The following is a 17,321-nucleotide window of genomic DNA, read 5'->3' as shown; positions in this document are numbered from 1 at the left end:
GTCATGCGCCATCGTAAGAGTGGTCGTCAACTCAACCGCAATAGCTCACATCGTAAAGCGATGTTTAGCAACATGGCTAGCTCTCTAGTACGTCATGAAGTTATCAAGACTACACTGCCAAAAGCAAAAGAGCTACGTCGCGTAGTTGAGCCTTTGATTACACTAGCTAAGACTGACAGCGTTGCTAACCGTCGTCTAGCATTTGCACGTACTCGTGACAACGAAGTAGTTGCAAAACTGTTTAACGAACTAGGTCCACGTTTTGCTGCTCGTCAGGGCGGTTACACTCGTATCCTAAAAGCTGGTTTCCGTACTGGCGATAAAGCTCCAATGGCTTACATTGAGCTTGTAGATCGTCCAGCTGCTGAAGAAGCTGCTGAGTAATCTCAGTTCGTAAGAACAAAGAAAGCCGAGCATTAGCTCGGCTTTTTTGTGTCTGTAATTCCACTTTTCCATTAAAAAGGCCGATATTCTTATCGACCTCTTCTCAATGAAATTACCCGCTTTCCTTATCGCCAAATTCCAGATAGCGCAGAAGTTAGTGCACTGCTTGCACCTTGAGCTTGAAGCGCATTGATGATTAAAGGTGCAAACGAACTCACTAGCGCAGGATCCATACCTAAAGCTGAAAATGCACTCTCTACCGCGCCGCTGTCGGTGATCATTTTAGATAAGCCAGTGCTTTCGAGAACATCATAGCCTGGGATCAAAGAGCCTAGTTCTTGATTCTGACTTGAGCCTAAAGAGTTCTGCGCTAGTGCTAATAGAGAACCCACACCACCAATGGCTTGGTCTGATGTGACATTGGTTGCTGTTTGGATTTGCCCTGCAAGATCTGTATTAGCAGCACCTTGTTGGCCCCAAGCGCTGAGAGCTCCTGTGAGAGCAGCTGTTGCAAGTGAACTGTATGCTGAACTGGTAGAAGTCGTTTCTGTTTGTGATTGCTCACTTGTCGACTGACATCCTACTAGGGCGATAGCTAGTGCAGTAGTGACTAGGACGCGTTTTTGCATATCATTTCCTTATAATTTGTTTAATATCATTCGGAATCATATACCTAATGGTGCGTGAAATGCTATGGACATGTTAATTCTATAAATAAAAACGGCGATACCTAAGTATCGCCGCTTTATTTATGATTAATCGCTATGGATTAAAGAATGTCTAGTAGTTCTACTTCGAACACTAGAGCAGCAAATGGAGGGATAGCAGCACCCGCGCCGCGCTCACCGTATGCTAGATCTTGAGGGATGTATAGTTTCCACTTAGAACCTACAGGCATTAGTTGAAGTGCTTCAACCCAACCTTTGATTACGCCAGTTACTGGGAACTCAGCAGGTTGACCACGTGAAACAGAGCTGTCGAATACAGTACCGTCTGTTAGCTCACCGTGGTAGTGAACACGTACTTGCTTGTCTGAAGTTGGGATCTCACCAGTACCTTCAGTGATGATTTCGTACTGAAGACCAGACTCAAGTACCGTCACTTCTGGACGTAGAGCGTTGTCTGTTAGGAACGCTTCGCCGTCAGCTGCTGCTGCTTTAGCTGCTTCTTGACGTGCCGCTTCTACGCGAGTGTGTAGCTCTTGTAGTGCGTTGTTGATTTCGTCGATTTCGATAGCTGGTTGCTCACCAACTAGTGCTGTTGCGATACCTGCAGCGATAGCGTCAACGTTTAGACCTTCAAGACCAGAACCAGCTAGCTGCTGACCCATTTGTAGACCGATACCGTAGCTTGCTTTCTGCTCTACAGTCTCAAATTTAACTTCAGACATGGTGTCTCTCTTTATATGGTGTATAAAGGGTAAAGGATACCAGTAATGGCCGCTTGATGAAATGCCAGTGGGCGGATACGCGGTGGGTAGCTGTAATGTGAGATTTAGATCGACTTTCAGCATGCTATTTGTCAATTTTTGGCGAGTAATGACCTGCTCGTGCGAAAATTCCTATACTCATAAGGTCTTGATTTTTTATACTGGTAGCGCAGCCCGTTTGGAGAGAAGGTGCGATGAATCGCAGAAAGAAAAAGAAGCAACAAGTGGATTACCTAGATCTAGCGAAACAAAAGTTCAGCTCGATTGATTGGCAACAGATTAAACAGCAAGTGTTGACCAAATGGAATATGTTGCCAAAACTGCACCAACGTGCACTGACGGTGTTGGTTCCTCTGTTGCTAATATTGCTTGTCATCCCTCTACCAGAACCTCAACAACAAGAGGAAACTGCCACGCCATCTCAGCGAGTTGAAGTGAATATCAATACTCGTAGCTTAAGCGAACAAAAAAATGCCCAACAACAGTCGTTGGCTTCAGATGCTTGGAAAGAGTATGAAGTGAAAAGTGGTGATACGCTGGCACAGGTTTTCCGTAACAATGGCTTAGCGATGTCTGACTTGAATGCTCTGGTTAAAGTCGAAGGTTCAGATAAGCCCCTTAGCCGAATTAAGCAGGGCCAGTTGGTACGATTTAAGCTCGAAGATAGTGGTCAGCTTGATATCCTACAGCTAGAGAAAAATAATCAATCGGTTATGTTTTTCCGTTTATCTGATGGTGGCTTTGGTCGTAGTAAGTAACCACCACGATGTTTTAGACCATCGAGCAATCCCTTCCAAGGCATTAGGGGGAGTATGATCATCACTATCCCTAATGTCGTTAGCCAGTTAGGCACTTCGTTAAACCAAGCTATGCCAAACAGCGCAACAAATATTAGTCCCGAATTTTCAGCCACAGCAATGTTATTCGCTGGAGCGCGTTGATAAGCCATTACAGCCAGTCCATTATAGGCCAGTATCAGCCCCGCACTGGTTAAAATAAGTAGGATTTGATTGAGTGTTATTGTTGTCCAATGGAAGGCGGCTAATAGCACCGATACCGGCAAAGAAAGCAGCGATGTCCAAAACAGTGTGCTAACAACACTTTGGCTTGCTGGCAGCTTACGCGCAGTTATGTTGAATAATACTAAGGTCAGTGTTGTGCCGAGTGCAAACATTGCAGCCCAATGAAATTCTGTGGGTCTTAACACGACCATCACTCCTAGAAAGCCAAACAGTGTCGCTACGACACGACGCAAGCTAGGCTTTTCTTTCAGCAATAGAGCAGATAACGGCAGCATGACTAGGGGCGCAGCATAGAATACTGCGTTGGCCGTCGCTAATGTTAGATGGGTAATTGCGACGACCATACAGCCGCTACCTATGATGATCAGATGAGCCCGTAATAGGTTTATTTTGGGGTGTGTCAGTGCGCGTTTTTGTTTGCTCTGTCGCCACCAAAATGGCGCAATAACCAATGTCGATAATAACTGACGAATAAAAATATATTGAAACGCAGACACCTCTCCATGAAGTAATTTTACCGCCACGTCGGATAACGACGCAGCCAGGTTACCGAATACTAAAAGTAGGATTGCAGAGTAGGTGGCTGAACGCATCGTATTACTTATCCAACTTCATATCGATATGCGGTATGTCGTCTTCAAGATACATTGCTGACGTTTGGACGAAGCCATGTTTGGCGTAGAAACTAGCGAGGTGCTCTTGTGCGCCAATTTCGATGCTCTCACCAGGCCACAATAATTCACACCCTTGCAGCGCCTGTTGTAGCAGTTGATGACCGAGTCCGCCACCGCGTTTAGCTTGGGCAGTTGCTACACGACCAATACTGACCGATGGGTAGCTGATGCCGCTTGGCAGTAAGCGAGCGCAGGCTATCAACTCTTCACCTTGGTAACCTAATAGATGGTAGACGCCGGTTTGGTGGTCTTTGTCATCAAGCTCAGGGTAAGGGCAGGTTTGTTCAACGACAAATACATTAACTCTGAGCTTGATAAGTTGATAAAGCTGATTGGTGGTTAAATCTGAAAAAGGGGTAAGTTGCCAAGTGATCATACGGTTTCGTCTTCAAGAAGTGATAAAGCGAATCTAGCAAGTCACTACTTCGGCTGCATTAACAATTGTTAACTTTACTGGCGATTTTTGATCCGACTAAGGCTGATGGGAGTGATACCTAAATACGCCGCAATTTGGTAATCATTTAATCGCTCAAGTAGCTCGGGGTAGTGCTGGCCGAACAGTTCATAACGTTCTTCAGCGCTATAGAGCAGCATAAAACGCTCTTTGTTTTCTTTGTACATCAGTTGAGTTTCGAGCAATTTAAGATAAATACTGTGTTTTTCCTCGCGCCAAACACGCAATGTTTCAATCGGCAGTGACAGAATTGAACACGGTGTAAGAGATTCAAGTAAATAAGGTGATGGTTGCTGTTTGATGAGGCTTTCAAAACCAATTATCCAGTCATTTTCCCAATAGAACTCTTTGCTAAATTCTTTGCCTTTATCGGTTAAATAGGCCGAGTGGCAGATACCTTGAATAAGAAAGTGTATTTCAGAGGCGACTTCGCCTTGATGAAGCAAAATATGGCGAGTAGGAAGCTCAATAAAGTGTGCACTGTCAGATAGCTGCGTAATTTCTGGTTGGGTAAAGCCGTTATTAGCCAACTGCTGTTGGAAAGCGTCAAACATGATCAAGTTACATGGATAAAAGTGATAGCCAAGAGTGTAGCGCAAATCTTTATCTGGGTGTGAGCGAGGAGAGAAGACAAAAAAGCCGCAATCGAAATTGCGGCTTTGACTCATTTAGCAAATCATATTATTTCTGCAGGTCGATCTGGTATACCGCAAAGCCCACGTCGTCAGTCGCGACACGTTTCATTGGATATTGACCTTTCTCGTCAATGAACTTAGCTGCTTTCTCACTTGGTGAAGTCTCAAAGCGAATGTCTAACTTCTTATCTGATTTGATTGGTGCAAATGTCCAGTTGTTGTCTGCGCTAGGAGTGAATTCGCCTTTCTCATTACTTACACGAGTAATGTAAGATGCCACAACAGAACGGTTTTCATCAGGTGAATCGAAAGCGACAAACTCAGAACCAGTGCCTGGGAACTTGTTGCTGTATGCACGGTAGTTGTTCGTTGCGATGATGAAGTCCTGCTTGATATCGATTGGCTTACCTTGGTAAGTCAGATTAACAATACGCTCAGCATCATCGTTAACTAGCTTACAGTCACCATCGTACTTCGCTGGCTTGGTCACATCGATTTGGTAGTTCAGGCCGTCAATAACGTCGAAGTTATAAGTACGGAAGCCATCCCAGTCGATCAGGCTTTGAGGCTCAGTGCTGTTAACGTCGATTTGCTTAAATTGACCTGCAGTACATTCTAGCCACTCCTTCACTTCTTTACCGGTTACCTTCATTGCAACGAGCGTGTTCGGGTATAGGTAAAGGTCGGCTGCGTTACGGAAGGTAAGCTGACCAGATTCAACTTCAGTGAAGTTTGCTGGATCATTTTTACGGCCACCCGCTTTAAATGGCGCGGCAGCAGAAAGCACTGGGATATCAGATAGGTCAGGGTCGCCTTGGATGAAGCGCTCAACATAATCTTTTTGTGCTAGGTTAACGATTTGTACTGTTGGGTCGTCTTGAACCAGTGCTAAAAAGCTGTACATCACATCATTAGCTTTACCAATTGGCTGGTTAACGAATTCACGTGTGCCTTTATGGTCAGCTTCTAGTGCTTTAACCATATCAGCGTCTGCTTCCGCTAGAGGTTTCTTGTTAGCCTTGTCAAAAATAGGGCGAGCTTCAGATTGACCGTCAACCACAGTCCACTTGCCATCTTTCTCTTTTAGTTCAAGATCGATAACACCGACGTGACTACCCCAGCGACCCGGCATTACTGATGCCACACCATTGATAGTACCTTTTTGGTTATCTACGCCTTGAATGTTGTCAAAGCCTTTCCCTGGGAATACGGCGTGTGAGTGACCAAACGCAATCGCATCGATGCCTTCAACTTCTGCAAGGTAGTAAGTCGAGTTTTCAGCGCCGTGCTTATATGGGTCAGAGGCTACGCCAGAGTGAGGGATCGCAACGATTACGTCAGCGCCTTCTTTCTTCATTTGAGGAACAAGTTCTTCTGCCGACTCTTTAATGTCTTTAGCGAAGACTTTACCTTCAAGGTTCTTCTTATCCCAAACCATGATTTGTGGTGGTACAAAACCGATGTAACCCACTTTAATTTCATGCTCAACGCCGTCTACATCTTTAAAGGTGTGTGATTTGATGATGTATGGCTTGAAGTAGTGCTTACCGGTTTTCTTATCGAAAACGTTAGCACTGATGTATGGGAAGTCTGCGTCGTTGATAGTTTCAGCTAGGAACTCAAGGCCGTAGTTAAATTCATGGTTACCAATGTTACCGACATCGTAGTTTAGCTGGTTCATTGCTTTGTAAACTGGGTGTACTTCACCCGCTTCAATGCCTTTATCTGCCATGTAGTCGCCCATTGGACTACCTTGGATAAGGTCACCATTGTCAACAAGAACGCTGTTTTCGACTTCCGCACGAGCTTGCTTAACTAGAGTAGCGGCACGAGTTAGACCAATTTTTTGTGACGGTTTGTCCTTGTAGTAGTCGTAATCCATGACGTTAGTGTGAATGTCAGTCGTTTCGACAATACGTAGTTTGATTGTATCTGCCATAGCTGGGCCAGCCATAGTCAACATACCACCTAGTACAGCAAGAGACAGAGGTTTCACTGCTACTTTCATTTTTAAGCTCCGATAGCGTTAAGTTAGACGTCGCTTAATGTAACAAAACGGAATGAAACAATGACTTCAGTGAATAGTAAAGTGTGATCTTGACCAATTACTTTATGGCGTTCTGCCTAGGGTCTCTCAAAAATGATCAATTCGTAATCACTTATAACAAATTCCCTTATCAGAAATTGATATAAAAAATGAAATTTTAGAATTTCCGGTAATATAACTACAACGCCATAATGCCCAAAGAGAAATGGAAAGGGTGACATTATGGCGAGCAAGGATACGATCTCTCAATTCCCACTGAGTAGTCAGCACGCACAGCGCAGCAATCGAACGGATCTGAATTCAATAGGGCAGAGTCTCCTTGGGCCAGGTGAGGTCGCGCTTGTCGGTTCAGGGCCGGGTGATGTTGAACTACTGACACTCAAAGCGATTCGCTTTTTGCAGCAAGCCGATGTGGTTCTCTATGACTACCTTGTCTCGGACGAGATAATGGCGCTAGTACCCAGCGACACCATTTTAGTTTGTGTCGGTAAGCGAGCTGGTCACCATAGTGTTCCGCAAGAGAAAACCAACCAGCTATTAGTCGACTTTGCTAAGCAAGGTCATCGCGTAGTTCGCATTAAAGGTGGTGATCCGTTCATTTTCGGCCGCGGTGGTGAAGAGCTTGAAGTGCTCGCCGATGCTGGTATCTCATTTCAAGTCATTCCAGGCATTACCGCAGCAGCGGGTGCGACCGCATACGCAGGCATTCCATTGACTCACCGTGATTATGCTCAGTCTGCGATGTTCATTACCGGCCACTTAAAAGCAGAAAGTGATCAAATGGATTGGTCGACCCTTGCCCGTGGCAATCAAACACTGGTGATTTATATGGGGCTAATGAAGTCCGAATACATTGAAAACCAGTTGATTGAGCATGGCCGTAACCCACAGACGCCGATCGCCATTATTGAGCGTGGCACTCAAGCAACTCAAAGAATTTTTAAAGGTCAGCTCTCTCAACTTGCTGAACTTGCTAAAGACGCGCAATCGCCGTCTCTTATCGTCATTGGTGAAGTGGTGTCACTGTCAGAGAAGCTGGCGTGGTTCACGCCACAGCCACAGCAACAATCTCAACAACGCCAATTTGCATAACTCATTATTTGATTAGTCGAAGCTCATGATGAGCCTTAAAGGAAGCACTAACATGGACCAAGAACGTTTAACCCACCTAAAGCAGCTAGAAGCGGAGAGTATTCATATCATCCGTGAAGTTGCTGCTGAGTTTGATAACCCAGTGATGATGTACTCGATAGGTAAAGATTCATCGGTGATGCTGCATCTTGCTCGTAAAGCATTTTACCCAGGTAAGATTCCATTCCCGTTACTGCACGTAGATACCGATTGGAAATTCAAAGAAATGATTGAATTCCGCGCTCGTACGGCAGAAAAATATGGCTTTGAGCTTTTGGTTCATAAGAACCCAGAAGGTCTAGCAATGGGTTGTAGTCCATTTGTGCATGGCTCATCAAAGCACACTGACATCATGAAAACGCAAGGCCTAAAGCAGGCGCTTAACAAGTATGGTTTTGATGCTGCATTTGGCGGCGCGCGCCGCGATGAAGAGAAGTCTCGAGCTAAAGAGCGTGTCTATTCATTCCGCGATAAAAATCATACTTGGGATCCGAAGAACCAGCGTCCAGAGTTATGGAAAACTTATAACGGTCAGATCAACAAGGGTGAAAGTATCCGTGTATTCCCATTGTCAAACTGGACTGAGCTGGATATCTGGCAATACATCTACCTAGAGAACATCGAAATTGTCCCGCTTTACCTTGCAGATAAACGCCCTGTTGTCGATCGTGATGGCATGCTGATCATGGTCGATGATGAGCGTATGGAACTTCAACCGGGTGAGAAAATCGAAGAGAAAAGTGTGCGATTCCGAACTCTTGGCTGCTACCCACTAACGGGTGCGATTGAGTCAGAAGCGAATACCCTGACCGGCATTATTGAAGAGATGCTCGTTGCGACATCGAGTGAGCGTCAAGGACGAGCGATCGACCACGATCAGTCAGGATCGATGGAACTGAAAAAGCGTCAAGGTTATTTCTAACAAGGATCTAAGGAAAGAAAATGAATAGCGTAGTTGAAGCTCAACTCGAAGAGCTTGGTATTGAAGGATACCTAACACAGCATCAATACAAATCACTACTTAGATTCCTAACTTGTGGTTCAGTAGATGATGGGAAAAGTACACTGATTGGTCGCTTACTGCATGACTCTAAGCAAATTTATGAAGATCAGCTAGCGGCAGTTCACAATGACAGCCAACGTGTGGGTACAACCGGTGAGCGTCCAGATTTGGCACTGTTGGTTGATGGTCTGCAAGCAGAGCGTGAACAAGGTATTACCATTGACGTCGCATACCGTTACTTCTCGACGCAAAAGCGTAAGTTCATTATTGCGGATACGCCTGGACACGAGCAATACACACGTAACATGGCGACAGGTGCTTCAACTTGTGATCTTGCTGTGATCTTGATTGATGCGCGTAAAGGGGTACTTGATCAAACGCGTCGTCACTCGTTTATCTCAAATCTATTAGGTCTGAAGCACTTTGTTGTCGCGGTAAACAAAATGGATCTTGTTGATTATTCACAAGAGCGTTTTGAACAGATTCGTGACGAGTATTTAGAATTTTCGAAAAACCTACAAGGTGAAACGGACATTCAGATTTTGCCATTGTCTGCGCTTGAGGGCGATAACGTGGTTGAAGCGAGTCAAAACCTAAGCTGGTTTGAAGGACCGTCATTACTCGAGATCCTTGAGAACGTTGATGTCGACCAGGACAAAGAGGTGGGTGAGTTCCGCTTCCCTGTTCAATACGTCAATCGACCAAACCTCGACTTCCGTGGCTTTGCTGGCACGATTGCGTCAGGTTCAGTCAAAGTCGGGGATGAAGTCAAAGCGCTACCTTCTGGAAAGAGATCGAAAGTGGCTCGTATTGTCACATTTGATGGTGACTTAGATCAGGCTCAAGCGGGTCTAGCGGTAACGCTGACGCTCGAAGATGAGATTGATATCAGCCGTGGTGACTTGATTGTGCTAGAGAGTGCACAGGTAGAGTCGAGCAATCACCTGCTTGCGGATGTGGTATGGATGACAGAGCAAGCGCTGCAGCCGGGGCGTGAGTATGACATCAAGATCGCGGGCAAAAAAACTGTTGGTCGCGTTGAAGCAATTCGTCATCAATACGATATCAACAACCTTTCGAGTCACAGTGCGGTTGAATTACCACTCAATGGTATTGGACTGTGTGAGTGGACACTAACAGAGTCTGTGGCACTGGATAACTATCTTGCGAGCCAAGATACAGGGGGCTTTATCATCATTGACCGCCTAACCAACGTGACTGTCGGTGCTGGTCTGGTGCGTGAGAGCCTATCTAGTGTCGAAACTAATACGGCCGATATTTCTGCGTTTGAACTTGAGCTGAATGCTTTGGTTCGTAAGCACTTCCCGCACTGGGAAGCGAAAGATATCAGTCAATTGCTTAAGTAAACACTCAGAGTTTCGAGGAAGCATTATGTGGCAGCAAGGATTTGTACTGGCAATTTTACTCGGCATAGTGACTTGCTTACTGACAACGCGAATAAAGCCGAGTCATATCTTTGCTGGCGCTGCATTTATTGCCTTTCTTGCTGGGATGATAGACGTTAGTGAAGTTGCAACCAATTTCACTAACTCTTCCTTACTTACTTTAGTGCTGCTGATCTTAGCGTCAGCAGCGCTAGAAAAAACCCGCCTAATTAGCTGGGTAGGCCGCTCTTTGTCCACTGGTTGTTTAGGCACTGTTGTCGCTAAATTGGGTTTATCTACCGCATTACTTTCTTCATTTACTAACAATACCGCAGTGGTTGTTTCTTTGATTAGTGCGATTAAGCGCAATCAACAACATGCACCGTCAAAGCTATTAATTCCGCTCTCATACACCGCTATTCTTGGTGGTACCTTAACTTTGATCGGGACCTCCACCAACTTGATCATTAATAGCTTTGTTGAAGATGCAGGCTTACCAAGTTTGAGCTTTTTTGCTCCGACCATGATCGGTCTGTCTGTATTGGTCGGCGGCCTGTTGATCTTGATCCCTTTGAGCTATCTATTGCCGAATTATGACGATCAAAGTCAGGACGATCTGCCGTATTTCTTAGAGGCGAGGGTAGAGCCGGGATCTCCACTAGTTGGCCGTAGCATTAGTGAAAATAACTTACGTGCATTACGAAAACTGTTCTTGGCTGAGGTGGTCCGCGATGGTGAAACTATGCCATCAGTCGAGCCTGACTTTATCTTGCAAGCTCGAGATAGATTACTGTTCTGTGGTGATATTGAAAGTGTCGCGACGCTGCAAGAAATTCAAGGTCTAACGCTATTTGGTCAGCACCACTTAAATGGTCAGGGTTTTGTTGAAGTAGTGGTGAGCTCATCGGCCAGTTTTTGTAATAAAACCTTAAAGTCTAGCCATTTCCGTGATCGTTTTGATGCGGTTGTAGTCGCGATTCGACGTGGTCATGAACGCTTACAAGGTGGGTTAGGTAACATCACCTTGAATGCGGGCGATACCTTGGTGCTGGTACCGGGTAAGCGCTTTGAACAAGAGAAGCAAGCACATCGCAAAGAGTTTGTCTTAATCAATGATTTAGATTCCAGTGCTCGTTTGGATGCCAATAAATCCTCGCTGGTGCTAGTGGGCTTTGCGAGTGTGATTGCATTGGCATTACTGGATATGGTGCCACTCATTAAAGGTCTATCGGTCTTTTTACTGGCGGCTTTATTTAGTGGTGTGATTCAACTTGGTGAATTACGTCGACGTTTCCCGGTTGATATTGTTGTGATCGTCGGCTCTGCCCTTTCAATCGCTCAGCTTATGTTATCGACTGGCTTATCCGTCAGTTTGGGTCAGATGTTTATTGAAGGCTTTAACGGCTGGGGGGTATTTGGTGCACTGGTCGCGACTTACTTGTTAACGCTTATTCTAACTGAGCTTGTGACCAACAATGCCGCAGCAGCCTTGGCCTTTCCCATCGGCTACAGCATGGCGGTAGGTTATGGTGTCGACCCGATGCCTTTTATCATGGCAGTACTGTTTGGTGCCAGCGCAAGTTTTATCTCTCCTTACGGCTATCAGACCAACTTGCTGGTCTATAGCGTGGGCAATTATAAAATAACGGACTATGTTCGAATCGGGATTCCTCTTTCAATTGTTTACTCCGTGTTGGTGTTAACGCTAATCCCGATCTTCTTCCCGTTTTAAAAGGACGCAATTATGACGACGGAGACTCCCGTTAAAGACGAAAACGTAGTGTGGCATCAACATGCAATCGACAAAGCTTTTCGTGCTGGGCTTAAAAATCAAAAGCCAGTCGTGCTTTGGTTTACTGGATTATCGGGTGCTGGCAAATCAACGGTTGCCGGTGCACTGGAAACTCGCTTAGCGAAGTCGGGCTATCATACCTATCTATTAGATGGCGATAACGTTCGTCATGGGTTATGTAGTGATCTTGGCTTCTCTGAACAAGATCGCCGTGAGAACATCCGCCGTATTGGTGAGTTGGCTAAATTAATGGCCGATGCGGGTCTGATTGTATTATCGGCGTTTATCTCACCGCACCGCGCAGAGAGACAACTGGTGCGAGAAATGCTGCCAGAAAGTGAGTTTCTCGAGGTGTTTGTTAATACGTCGCTTGATGTGTGTGAGCAGCGTGACCCGAAAGGACTATATAAGAAAGCTCGAGCAGGAGAAATTACCAACTTCACTGGTATCGACTCTGAGTATGAGGTGCCACTTAACCCGGAAATAGACTTATTGGCGGGTGAAAAAAGCATTGGGGCATTAGTTGATGACTGCCTTGTTGCGCTACAAGAGCGTGGCATCATTAGCTAAAAATAAAAAACGCTTCCTTAGGAAGCGTTTTTTATATCTGATTCAATCAAAGCATTCGTTTATTCGAAACAAATCTCGATGAATGCATTACCCCACTGAGATGAGAAAGGCATGATGATGATCGAGCCTTCACATTTGTGGCGAATGGTATGGCCTTTACCTGATACAACAACAGGAGTTGCCATATCAAAATCAAAACCACTTTCCGCAAGGATACGTTTCGCACCGCCTGTCACCATGTTGGTGATTTCACCAACCATATCGGTCACTTCATCATTTAAACCGTTAGGGCGTTCACCTAGCATGTTTTGCATGATCTCTAGAGCAAGACTCTCATCGAAGGTAATAGACATCGAGCCACGGCTTTGCGTGCCAACCATCCCTATTAAACCTGATACATCCCCACGTGCAATTTCATCTTTCTTTACACGAGGTTTCTGTGGCTTCAATTCCAGTGAAGCCATCGTTTTTAAAACATTCATCAATGATGCTAAAAACGGGTTTACAAATTCAGCGCGCATAATCTTCTTCTATATCTTTAGTTCGCTTTGTCAGAGGAGCATGACTGACAAATACCGTGTGATTCAATCACGTGATTAATGATGGTAAAGCCGTGCTTCTCTGCATTATCTGCCAACAAGGCTACCAAACTATCATCTTGTAGTTCAATAACGTTACTGCATTTATCGCATATCAATAGATGCGAATAATGTTTATGAGCGTTGCAAGAACAGCATTGGATGTAGCTATTGGTCGATTCAACGCGATGGATGAATCCCTGTTCGAGCAAAAAGTCCAATGCACGATAAACCGTCGGAGGCTTTGCTTGAGGTTCACTCAGCTTCAATTCTTCTAATAGCTCATAAGCACTGGATGCTTTCGGGCTCGCACAAATCAGCTCAAACACACGTTTTCGTTGAGTCGTGAGCCTTACGCCACGGGCAGTGCATATCTCTTCTATTTGTTTTACTAACTGCAGGTCCAAACTTATCACCATTACCAATGGACATTTTTAATAATATACCATTTATCGAGGTTTATCGTTCCTCATTTGGTAATATCTAATAGCTGTGTCAGTAAGTTACTCATTCTGGAAATGAATAGAACTGAAGGTAACTTAAGGCGTATAAGTTACCTTATCTACAAAAAAAACGATACCTACTTAGCGTAAAATGCTAATAACTCACCTTTGGCTTGTGGCTAAGATCTCTAATCCTCTTTCAAAATCAAATTCTTCTAATGCTTGGCTAAGTGCCGAAAGTTCACCAGCGGACAAACCGATTTGACCACCAGATTCCAGTCCATTAATGATAGTGACGGCTAATGTGTCACTTTGCTCAATAGCATTAAAGAGCTCTTGATAGGTGTCTGGCTCATAATTGTGCGCTTTTGTGCTCTGAGCTTGCGGCGTGGCTTGCACAGTTAATAGCGTAGTTTCGATGCGAGTGACTAATTGGCTGAGTGCGCTAAGCAGCTCTTGTCGAAGAGCCACATTGTCGAGGTCTTGTTCTAGCTGCGCACTTAACTGGTGAACACTGCCTGCACCAATATTGCCAGCAACACCTTTTAAGGAGTGTATGTTGCGCTTTCTCGCGGCTAAATCATCATTGGTCAGTGCATGGTTGACTGCTGAGCTATCTATATAGGTATCAGCAAAACGCATCAGTAACTTTTTATATAGATTAGTATTACCGCTAGTACGGGCAAGCCCCGATTGGATATCAATACCCTCAATCTCAGGCAATGTTTCTTGTGGCTGACTGGTTTGGGCAACGGCAGCCAGTGGTGTTTTAGGCGTGACCCATTTTGCGAGGGTACTGAACATGCTGCCAACATCAATCGGCTTAGCAATAATATCGTTCATTCCTGCATTTTGCGCTTTGACTTTATCGCGTTCCATAACATTAGCGGTCATAGCGATAATTGGCATCATCTGGTCGTCGAGAGTTTGTCTGATAAATTGAGTGGCTTCGTAGCCATCCATAATCGGCATCTGGCAATCCATCAAAATGCCATCAAAGTCATGCTGTTTATAGTAATCGACCGCCTCTTGACCATTTACTGCAATGGTAACTTTAATTTGTTGTCCTTGGAGCAGTTCAACCGCCAGTTCTTGGTTTATCGCATTGTCTTCGACCAACAGTAAGTGTGCGCCAGCAAGCTGCTGTACATTGGCTAACTGGTGTTGCTCTTGCGCTTCACTTCGGCTGATTCGGGTATTAGCCACTCCATAGAGAGCAATAACCGCATCAAATAGATGAGAAGCGGTGACTGGCTTATCAAGGATGCTTGGTGTGGTTAATCCACGATGAGTAAATGCGTCGTTGAGGTCTTCTCGTCCATAGGCAGTGAGCATGAGGATTTTAGGCTGGTGGTTCTCTGTAAATCGTTGATAGACCGACTCGACTAAATCGATGCCATCTTTGCCCGGCATCTGCCAGTCAGAAATCAGTAAATCGTAAGGACTTTGTTGTTGACTAGCGGTCTCTAGTGCGTTCAGGGCATCATCGACATTACTGACACTCTGCGCCTCAAATTGTAGCGAGTGCAAAATGTCTTCGACGATGATTCGAGCGCTGGCATTGTCATCGACGATAAGTACTTTTAATTTACCCAGCTCAACGGGCATGCTGACGTTATCTTGCTTTAATGCATGGCTGACTTTGGTCGCAATAGAAAAGGAGAAGCGGGAGCCTTGGCCAAACTCGCTCTCCACGCGTATATCGCCGCCCATTAATTGGCTAAGCTCTTTACTGATGGCGAGCCCAAGACCGGTACCGCCATACTTACGGGTGGTTGAACTATCGGCTTGAGTAAACTTGCTAAACAGTTTGTCCGTTTGCTCTTTTGTCATGCCAATGCCGCTGTCTTCGACACTGAACTCCAGTTCGACGTCATCCCCCTGCCTTTTGGCAACGCGCACTGAAATCTTTATCTCACCTTTTTCGGTAAACTTGACCGCATTGTTGGCGAGATTAATCAGTACTTGCCCAAGGCGGAGTGGGTCACCGACTAAGGTTGTCGGTACGTCACGTTCAATATGGATAAGTAACTCAAGCCCGCGTTCAGATGCTCTCAGTCCAACAAGGTTAGTGATGTTGTCGAGTACGTTCTCGAGGTGAAAGTCGACATTTTCAATATCGAGTTTTCCAGCTTCAATCTTAGAGAAGTCGAGAATGTCGTTAATCAGGCCAAGTAGAGAGTCAGCAGACAATTTTACCTTATGGATATAATTGCGCTGCGCTTTGGTTAAATCTGTTTTTAGCGCCAAGTAACTCATGCCAATAATCGCGTTCATCGGGGTACGGATTTCGTGGCTCATATTGGCCAAAAAATCTGATTTCGCGGTGTTGGCTGAATTGGCTTCGTCACGTGCAACCGCAAGCTTTTCGGCAAATCTCTCTAGGGCCGCATGAGACTTATTGGCCAGCAATCCGAGCAGTAATAGGGTAAATAAGAAAATCCCTCCACCTATCGCTAGGTTGGTGGTGATATTGCCAGACTCCTCCACTGCGACCAGTTGGCTTTCAAAGCCTGGCTGAATGGCGTTGATAATATCTTGATGGCTTTGAGTGAGTGCTAACTCAAGTTGCGACTTTTCACTACGTAGGGCCGTTAAGTGAGTAAATAAGCTCAGATAGTCTTGTGTAGTTTGGCTCAGGGTATCAATTTGCAGCTGCTCGTCCTGAGTGATGACTTGTTCATACAGCGCTTCAAGTAATCGAAGAGCGGCGTAAAGGTTGTTTTGCACCTCTTGTTTCAATGTGGTTTGGCGCAGTGATTCTTGAGCGATGGCATAGTCTTTATCGCTTTGTTGAGCATTGTTGATGTCGGTGCGCAGTAGTAATAGGTTTGAGCTTATCGACAATTTATCGCTGATGGTTGCTTGTAGGGTCGACACCGCTTGTTGACTGACTTTTAACCTCTCTTGTAAATGCGTTCTGAGTTCAATGGAGACTCGAAGTAACTCGTTACTTGAACGTTCGATTTGCGCAGAGATATTCGCTTGCAATGGCTTAGAGAGGTTACTCCAATTACGCAGTTGCACCAGCGCTGAACGGTAGCGATTCTTCGAATTTTTTATCAGCGCCAGTATCTTTTGTGATTGCTCATCATTAAGTTGCTGTTCTAGTTGAGATACTAACTTTCCTGCTTTGTTTAACTCAAACTGTGCGGCATTTAACGTCTCTTGCTTGTTCGTCACCATGTAAGCTTTCTGTTGTGACTGTGAGTTCGCAATCAAACTCACTAACCAATGGGCTTGAATGGCATTGTCGGATTCATGATCCACCTTGCTACGTAGCTGATCGATATCAGTGATGCCGGACTCAATATACTCCTCGTGATCGATTTGCAGTTGTTGAACCAAGCTTTCGGTTTTTTCTCCTACGACTGATAAAGATTGCCTAGCTTGGAGAGTTTGCTGACTAAGATCGACATACTGTTCAAACTGCTGCTGGTATTGAGCGATAGCGGTCGGCGTTGAAGCAGGAGTTCCGTTATTGACTGCAGTTTCCGCAAGCTGCTTTGCTCGGCTTACGTTGTTTGCCATCTTTTCCACCAACTGAGGCTCGGCAAGACGAATATAGCTTTGTTCGATAACTTTGATGCTATCTAGTGTTGAGAGTAACTGAGCATTGCCTGCGTAATGGTCAATTGTCTCAAAGCGATTATTTAAGCTCATCCATCCCATCGTTCCTGCACCAAGCAGTAGCAAAGAAGCGAGGATAAAACCAACTAGGATGCGTTTTGAATCGAAAGAGTAGTTGTTTACGGAGTCCATTCTTACCTCAAT

At 45.1% G+C, this 17,321-nt stretch carries 16 protein-coding genes; 7 read left to right on the top strand and 9 right to left on the bottom strand.

Annotated elements, in window-relative coordinates; translation table 11 throughout:
* Positions 1 to 3: 3 nt before the first annotated feature.
* Positions 4 to 384: a 50S ribosomal protein L17 gene (rplQ, locus tag VIA_RS02180; RefSeq protein WP_004410405.1), complete on the top strand. Its 381-nt coding sequence runs from the start codon at positions 4 to 6 to the stop codon at positions 382 to 384.
* Between the two features lie 125 nt (positions 385 to 509).
* Here the strand turns inward: rplQ and VIA_RS02175 are convergent, their stop codons facing one another.
* Both VIA_RS02175 and bamJ read right to left on the bottom strand, forming a co-directional pair.
* Positions 510 to 1,013 carry a DUF2780 domain-containing protein gene (locus VIA_RS02175; RefSeq protein ID WP_004410403.1) on the bottom strand — a complete coding sequence of 168 codons (504 nt, stop codon included), beginning with the start codon at positions 1,011 to 1,013 and terminating at the stop codon, positions 510 to 512.
* Between the two features lie 140 nt (positions 1,014 to 1,153).
* Positions 1,154 to 1,774, bottom strand: coding sequence for a BamJ family beta-barrel-assembly machinery protein (bamJ, locus tag VIA_RS02170; protein WP_004410401.1), 621 nt, complete (start codon positions 1,772 to 1,774; stop codon positions 1,154 to 1,156).
* A 233-nt stretch (positions 1,775 to 2,007) separates the two neighbouring features.
* Here bamJ and VIA_RS02165 point away from each other — a divergent pair, with 233 nt between their 5' ends.
* Complete coding sequence (locus VIA_RS02165; RefSeq protein WP_004410398.1) at positions 2,008 to 2,571, top strand: LysM-like peptidoglycan-binding domain-containing protein; 564 nt, start codon at positions 2,008 to 2,010, stop codon at positions 2,569 to 2,571.
* On the opposite strand, the gene VIA_RS02160 is transcribed toward VIA_RS02165, so the two are convergent.
* The 4 genes from VIA_RS02160 to cpdB all read right to left on the bottom strand — a co-directional run bounded on the left by VIA_RS02160 (position 2,517) and on the right by cpdB (position 6,606).
* Positions 2,517 to 3,428 carry a DMT family transporter gene (locus VIA_RS02160; protein WP_040896641.1) on the bottom strand — a complete coding sequence of 304 codons (912 nt, stop codon included), beginning with the start codon at positions 3,426 to 3,428 and terminating at the stop codon, positions 2,517 to 2,519. The genes VIA_RS02165 and VIA_RS02160 overlap by 55 nt on opposite strands.
* Positions 3,429 to 3,432: 4 nt before the next feature.
* Positions 3,433 to 3,885 carry a GNAT family N-acetyltransferase gene (locus VIA_RS02155; protein WP_004410393.1) on the bottom strand — a complete coding sequence of 151 codons (453 nt, stop codon included), beginning with the start codon at positions 3,883 to 3,885 and terminating at the stop codon, positions 3,433 to 3,435.
* A 74-nt stretch (positions 3,886 to 3,959) separates the two neighbouring features.
* The gene (locus VIA_RS02150; protein ID WP_174269818.1) at positions 3,960 to 4,517 is read right to left on the bottom strand and encodes a Crp/Fnr family transcriptional regulator; all 558 of its coding nucleotides are present in this window, start codon (positions 4,515 to 4,517) and stop codon (positions 3,960 to 3,962) included.
* Positions 4,518 to 4,644: 127 nt separating this feature from the next.
* Complete coding sequence (gene cpdB / locus VIA_RS02145) at positions 4,645 to 6,606, bottom strand: 2',3'-cyclic-nucleotide 2'-phosphodiesterase (RefSeq protein ID WP_004410388.1); 1,962 nt, start codon at positions 6,604 to 6,606, stop codon at positions 4,645 to 4,647.
* 261 nt (positions 6,607 to 6,867) lie between these two features.
* Here cpdB and cobA point away from each other — a divergent pair, with 261 nt between their 5' ends.
* From cobA to cysC, 5 genes are read left to right on the top strand one after another with little or no spacing between them, the layout of a single operon-like run.
* Entirely contained in the window at positions 6,868 to 7,737 is an 870-nt protein-coding gene (cobA, locus tag VIA_RS02140; RefSeq protein ID WP_004410381.1) for a uroporphyrinogen-III C-methyltransferase, read from the top strand.
* A gap of 28 nt (positions 7,738 to 7,765) precedes the next feature.
* Positions 7,766 to 8,698 carry a sulfate adenylyltransferase subunit CysD gene (cysD, locus tag VIA_RS02135; RefSeq protein WP_071816271.1) on the top strand — a complete coding sequence of 311 codons (933 nt, stop codon included), beginning with the start codon at positions 7,766 to 7,768 and terminating at the stop codon, positions 8,696 to 8,698.
* A gap of 20 nt (positions 8,699 to 8,718) precedes the next feature.
* Entirely contained in the window at positions 8,719 to 10,146 is a 1,428-nt protein-coding gene (gene cysN / locus VIA_RS02130; protein ID WP_004410377.1) for a sulfate adenylyltransferase subunit CysN, read from the top strand.
* A gap of 25 nt (positions 10,147 to 10,171) precedes the next feature.
* A complete protein-coding gene (locus VIA_RS02125) occupies positions 10,172 to 11,896 on the top strand; it encodes an SLC13 family permease (protein WP_004410374.1) in 1,725 nt (574 codons plus the stop codon).
* A 12-nt stretch (positions 11,897 to 11,908) separates the two neighbouring features.
* A complete protein-coding gene (cysC, locus tag VIA_RS02120; RefSeq protein ID WP_004410372.1) occupies positions 11,909 to 12,526 on the top strand; it encodes an adenylyl-sulfate kinase in 618 nt (205 codons plus the stop codon).
* A 59-nt stretch (positions 12,527 to 12,585) separates the two neighbouring features.
* Here the strand turns inward: cysC and VIA_RS02115 are convergent, their stop codons facing one another.
* The 3 genes from VIA_RS02115 to VIA_RS02105 form a co-directional block, all read right to left on the bottom strand.
* Positions 12,586 to 13,047 (bottom strand): chemotaxis protein CheX, encoded by a 462-nt coding sequence (locus tag VIA_RS02115; protein ID WP_004410369.1) that lies wholly within the window; start codon positions 13,045 to 13,047, stop codon positions 12,586 to 12,588.
* Positions 13,048 to 13,064: 17 nt separating this feature from the next.
* Positions 13,065 to 13,529, bottom strand: a complete 465-nt coding sequence (gene zur / locus VIA_RS02110) for a zinc uptake transcriptional repressor Zur (RefSeq protein ID WP_071816269.1) — start codon at positions 13,527 to 13,529, stop codon at positions 13,065 to 13,067.
* A gap of 180 nt (positions 13,530 to 13,709) precedes the next feature.
* On the bottom strand, positions 13,710 to 17,309 hold the full coding sequence (locus tag VIA_RS02105; protein WP_004410365.1) for a response regulator: 3,600 nt from the start codon (positions 17,307 to 17,309) through the stop codon (positions 13,710 to 13,712).
* Positions 17,310 to 17,321: the final 12 nt, after the last annotated feature.

Origin of the sequence: Vibrio orientalis CIP 102891 = ATCC 33934, assembly GCF_000176235.1 — a bacterium.
Taxonomy (GTDB): domain Bacteria; phylum Pseudomonadota; class Gammaproteobacteria; order Enterobacterales; family Vibrionaceae; genus Vibrio; species Vibrio orientalis.
Note: the sequence above shows the minus strand (reverse complement) of the source record. Positions and strands in the feature narration are given on the sequence as shown.

Excerpts from the sequence above, each read along its gene's own strand:
- rplQ (WP_004410405.1), top strand. The coding sequence starts at position 4 with ATGCGCCATCGTAAGAGTGGTCGTCAACTCAACCGCAATAGCTCACAT.
- VIA_RS02175 (WP_004410403.1), bottom strand. The coding sequence starts at position 1,013 with ATGCAAAAACGCGTCCTAGTCACTACTGCACTAGCTATCGCCCTAGTA.
- bamJ (WP_004410401.1), bottom strand. The coding sequence starts at position 1,774 with ATGTCTGAAGTTAAATTTGAGACTGTAGAGCAGAAAGCAAGCTACGGT.
- VIA_RS02165 (WP_004410398.1), top strand. The coding sequence starts at position 2,008 with ATGAATCGCAGAAAGAAAAAGAAGCAACAAGTGGATTACCTAGATCTA.
- VIA_RS02160 (WP_040896641.1), bottom strand. The coding sequence starts at position 3,428 with ATGCGTTCAGCCACCTACTCTGCAATCCTACTTTTAGTATTCGGTAAC.
- VIA_RS02155 (WP_004410393.1), bottom strand. The coding sequence starts at position 3,885 with ATGATCACTTGGCAACTTACCCCTTTTTCAGATTTAACCACCAATCAG.
- VIA_RS02150 (WP_174269818.1), bottom strand. The coding sequence starts at position 4,517 with ATGTTTGACGCTTTCCAACAGCAGTTGGCTAATAACGGCTTTACCCAA.
- cpdB (WP_004410388.1), bottom strand. The coding sequence starts at position 6,606 with ATGAAAGTAGCAGTGAAACCTCTGTCTCTTGCTGTACTAGGTGGTATG.
- cobA (WP_004410381.1), top strand. The coding sequence starts at position 6,868 with ATGGCGAGCAAGGATACGATCTCTCAATTCCCACTGAGTAGTCAGCAC.
- cysD (WP_071816271.1), top strand. The coding sequence starts at position 7,766 with ATGAGCCTTAAAGGAAGCACTAACATGGACCAAGAACGTTTAACCCAC.
- cysN (WP_004410377.1), top strand. The coding sequence starts at position 8,719 with ATGAATAGCGTAGTTGAAGCTCAACTCGAAGAGCTTGGTATTGAAGGA.
- VIA_RS02125 (WP_004410374.1), top strand. The coding sequence starts at position 10,172 with ATGTGGCAGCAAGGATTTGTACTGGCAATTTTACTCGGCATAGTGACT.
- cysC (WP_004410372.1), top strand. The coding sequence starts at position 11,909 with ATGACGACGGAGACTCCCGTTAAAGACGAAAACGTAGTGTGGCATCAA.
- VIA_RS02115 (WP_004410369.1), bottom strand. The coding sequence starts at position 13,047 with ATGCGCGCTGAATTTGTAAACCCGTTTTTAGCATCATTGATGAATGTT.
- VIA_RS02105 (WP_004410365.1), bottom strand. The coding sequence starts at position 17,309 with ATGGACTCCGTAAACAACTACTCTTTCGATTCAAAACGCATCCTAGTT.